The sequence below is a fragment of the Lentzea sp. NPDC060358 genome (assembly GCF_042725365.1).
Lineage (GTDB): Bacteria > Actinomycetota > Actinomycetes > Mycobacteriales > Pseudonocardiaceae > Lentzea.
The window spans coordinates 1-4,127 of record NZ_JBHXCW010000399.1 but is presented as its reverse complement, the minus strand read 5'-3'; the positions used below and the strand labels follow the sequence as shown (position 1 = coordinate 4,127).

The 4,127-nt window shown below is 67.8% G+C and carries 2 protein-coding genes and 1 tRNA gene; 2 read left to right on the top strand and 1 reads right to left on the bottom strand.

The genetic code is table 11. From position 1 onward, the window contains the following. Nucleotides 1–151: 151 nt before the first annotated feature. Nucleotides 152–691, bottom strand: a complete 540-nt coding sequence (locus ACFWGZ_RS39920; protein ID WP_382456788.1) for a PPA1309 family protein — start codon at nt 689–691, stop codon at nt 152–154. A 94-nt stretch (nt 692–785) separates the two neighbouring features. Here ACFWGZ_RS39920 and ACFWGZ_RS39915 point away from each other — a divergent pair, with 94 nt between their 5' ends. Both ACFWGZ_RS39915 and ACFWGZ_RS39910 read left to right on the top strand, forming a co-directional pair. After that, the gene (locus ACFWGZ_RS39915; protein WP_382456787.1) at nt 786–3,803 is read left to right on the top strand and encodes a UPF0182 family protein; all 3,018 of its coding nucleotides are present in this window, start codon (nt 786–788) and stop codon (nt 3,801–3,803) included. Nucleotides 3,804–3,854: 51 nt separating this feature from the next. After that, a tRNA-Met gene (locus ACFWGZ_RS39910) sits at nt 3,855–3,928 on the top strand. Nucleotides 3,929–4,127 lie beyond the last annotated feature (199 nt).

Sequence of the window (4,127 nt, the reverse complement as noted above, 5' to 3'; positions counted from 1 at the left end):
GGACCCCGCGCGCTGCCGGACGGCGCGGCGGGGTCCTCGGCGTCTGCGGGACCGGCCGGCGCGCTGTCCGCTCGCCGCGAACACCGCACAACGAGATGACAACCCCGGCACTTCCCCCTGCCGGTGTTGTGCCAGCCTGGGGGCGTGACGACTAGGGCCGCAGCGTGGCGAGCAGGGCGTCGGTGAGGTTGGGCGCCAGCTCGGGGTGCTCGACGACCTCCTCCGGCACCTCGACCGTGCCGCGCAGCCGCAGCACGCAGGAGACGGACCCGTCGCGCAGCACGGCCGCCACCAGGCGCGCCTCGCGGCGGGACGGGTGCTCCGCGGCGAACCTGCGGGCCGCCTCGTCGTCGAGTTCGCCGTGGCTCAGCTCGGTCTCCGCCTCCGGCGGCAGGACCACGATCTCCTGCGCCAGGGCGCAGCCCGTCACGGCCGGCGGCCACTCGATGCCCGCGAGCGCGTCGCCCAGATCACCTTCGAGGGCGTCCTGGGCGATCGGGGTGAGCGGGCTCGACTCCGGGTCGAGCTGGCCCGCCAGCTCGGGTTGCTGGGAGAGCAGCTCGGAGGTGGCCACGAGGGCGAAGAGTTGCGGTGGCTGCTCCCAGCCGCCTGCCGCTACGAACTCCTCTACCTCGCGGGCGACCGTCGGGAGGATGACCGCTGGCGTTTCACTCGCTGACACGCGTGTCATCGTAAGACTGCGGACTTCACGGGAACCCAGGGCGTCGTCCGTAGAGTTGGACTAAACGTACGTATCGATTTACCGCGATCCAGGAGCGTGCCTCGTGGCCACACGGCCTCCGGTCGGACTGCCGAAACTGTCCCGGCGCAGCCGAATACTGCTCATCGTCGGAGTCGTGCTCCTGTTCGGTCTCATCACAGGATCGCGGCTGCTCGACACCTACGTGAACTGGCTGTGGTTCGGTGAGGTGAAGTTCCGCGACGTCTACAGCACCGTCCTGCTCACGCGGCTCGGGCTGTTCGTGGCCGTCGGGGCCGTCGTCGGCGGCATCGTCGCGCTCAACCTCTACCTCGCCTACCGGGCGCGGCCGGTCTTCGTGCCGGTCTCGGGCCCGGACGACCCGGTGGCGCGCTACCGCACGGTCGTGATGCGGCGGATGCGGCTGTTCTCGATCGGCATCCCCGTCTTCGTGGGGCTGATCGCGGGCGCGTCGGCGCAGGCGAACTGGCAGGAGATCCAGCTCTTCCTCAACTCGCAGCCGTTCGGCGTGACCGACCCGCAGTTCGGGCACGACATCGGCTTCTACGCGTTCCAGCTGCCGTTCTACGAGTGGCTGCTGTCGTGGCTGTTCATCGCGACCGCGGTGTCGTTCATCGGCGCGGTGATCGCGCACTACCTCTTCGGCGGCATCCGGCTGGCCGGTCGCGGCGGTCAGCTCTCCGGGCCCGCCCGCCTGCACCTCGCGCTCGTCGCCGGCACGTTCGTGCTGCTGAAGGCCGTCGCGTACTTCTTCGACCGGTACGAGCTGCTGCTGCACGAGAACGAGAAGTTCGTCGGCGCGAGCTACACCGACCTCAACGCGGTGCTGCCGGCCAAGCTGATCCTGCTGTGCATCGCGGTGTTCTGCGCCGTGGCGTTCTTCGCGGGCGCGTTCATGCGCAACGTGCAGCTCCCGGCCATCGCGACCGTGCTGCTGGTGCTGTCGAGCGTGCTCGTCGGCGCCGCGTGGCCCGCGGTGCTGGAGCAGTTCTCGGTCAAGCCGAACGCCATCCAGAAGGAAGCCGAGTCGATCAAGCGGAACATCGCGGCGACACGGCAGTCGTTCGGGCTCACCGAGGACAAGGTCGAGACCAAGCCCTACGAGGGCAAGCAGAACATCAGCAACGACCAGATCAAGACCAACGACGCGGCCACCCTGGGCAACATCCGCCTGCTCGACCCGGCCGTGCTCTCGCGGACCTTCACGCAGTTCCAGCAGCTGCGGCCGTTCTACGGGTTCCCGAACAAGCTCGACGTCGACCGGTACACAGTGGACGGGAAGCTGCGCGACTACATCGTCGCGGTGCGCGAGCTGAAGCTCGACAGCCTGCCCCAGGGCCAGCGCGACTGGATCAACCAGCACCTCATCTACACCCACGGCAACGGCTTCGTCTACGCCGAGGCGAACAAGGTCAACGCGATCGCCGACGAGACCAACGGCGGCTACCCGGACTTCAAGACCGGTGAGGTCAAGTCCAACGGCGAGGTCGGCAACGTCGCCAACGGCATCAAGGTCGACCAGCCCCGCACGTACTTCGGCGAGCTGTTCGGCGCGAACGACTACTCGATCGTCGGCGGCAGGCCGGACGGCTCGGCGGCCGAGTACGACACCGACGCCAAGTCCTACACCTACACCGGCAGCGGTGGCGTCCCGATCGGCAACCTGTTCAACAAGCTGGCGTTCGCCGCGTACTACGGCGAGCGGAACATCCTCTTCAACCAGTCGATCGCCGACGAGTCGAAGATCCTGTTCAAGCGCACCCCGCGCGACCGCGTGCAGGCCGTGGCGCCGTGGCTGACCGTCGACAGCGACCCGTACCCCGCCGTCGTCAACGGCCGGATCACCTGGATCGTCGACGGCTACACCACGCTCGAGAACTACCCGTACGCGCAGCGCACGCAGCTCGGTGACGCGACGAACGACTCGCTCACCGCGGACGGCGTCGTCATCTCGCAGGTCAACAAGCCCGTCAACTACATCCGCAACTCGGTCAAGGCCACTGTGGACGCCTACGACGGCACGGTCAGCCTGTACCAGATCGACGACAAGGACCCGGTCCTCAAGGCGTGGATGGGCGTCTTCCCGGGCACGGTGAAGCCGGGCAGCGAGATCTCGGACGAGCTGCGCCAGCACTTCCGCTACCCCGAGGACCTGTTCAAGGTGCAGCGGCAGATCCTGTCGAAGTACCACGTCTCGTCGCCGTCGGACTTCTACTCCGGTGTCGCCTACTGGGCACCGCCGCAGGACCCGACGATCGACAACGTGACGACGGCCGACGCCCAGCGCGACGCGGCGAGCAAGCGCCGCGACGCCCAGCCGCCGTTCTACGTCCTCGCCGGCGACCCGAGCGACCCGAGCAAGGTCCGCTTCCAGCTGACCAGCCCGCTCGTCCGCGAGAACCGGGAGTTCATGGCCGCCCACGTCTCGGTCGGCTCCGACCCGGACAACTACGGGAAGATCAGCGTCCTGCAGCTCAGCCAGGACGCGAAGGGCCCGCAGCAGATCCAGACGCAATTCCTCACGTCCGACAACGTCAGCCGTGAGCTCAACCTGCTCACCCAGCAGAAGACGACCGTCGTCTACGGCAACCTGCTCACGCTCCCGCTGGGCGGCGCGCTGCTCTACGTCGAACCCGTCTACATCGAACGCGCGTCGAACAACACGTCGTACCCGCAGCTGTCGAAGGTGCTCGTCTGGTACGGCGACCGGGTCGGCTACGCGTCCACGCTGAACGAGGCGCTGGACCAGGTGCTCAGCGGCGCCGGCGCGGTCGTGCCGCCGCCGAGCGACAACAACGGCAACGGCAACGGCCAGACGTCCACGCCACCGTCGTCGACGCCGCCCGCCAACGGCAACAACAGCACGTTGAGCCCTGAGCTGCAGAAGGCCATCAACGACATCGACACGGCACTGGCCGATGTCCGCAAGGCCCAGCAGAGCGGCAACTTCACCGAGCTCGGCCAGGCCTACGGGCGCCTGGACGACGCGATGAAGAGGTTCAAGCAGTACAACAACGGTGCGGGCGCACCGCCGGCGACCAGCCAGTCCTCGGTTGTGCCGAGCCCCACACCGTCGGGCTGACCTCCCGATTTGCATCAACCGCTCCGCCCCGCGTAAGGTTCCTATTACCGACGCGGGGTGGAGCAGCTCGGTAGCTCGCTGGGCTCATAACCCAGAGGTCGCAGGTTCAAATCCTGTCCCCGCTACAAGGCAGAAGCCCGGAACCATCTGGTTCCGGGCTTCTTGCTTTTGCGCGACCTCCCGGCCGGTTCCGCGGCGCGGTTTCCGCCTTCGCGGCGGAAGTGGGCCCCGATGCCGGCCGTGCCCCCTGTGGCCTGCGAGAACGCGGTTAAGATGGGGTGGTGGAAAAGCGGTTTTCGGGGGGTGTAGAGTTCTCCTCACAAC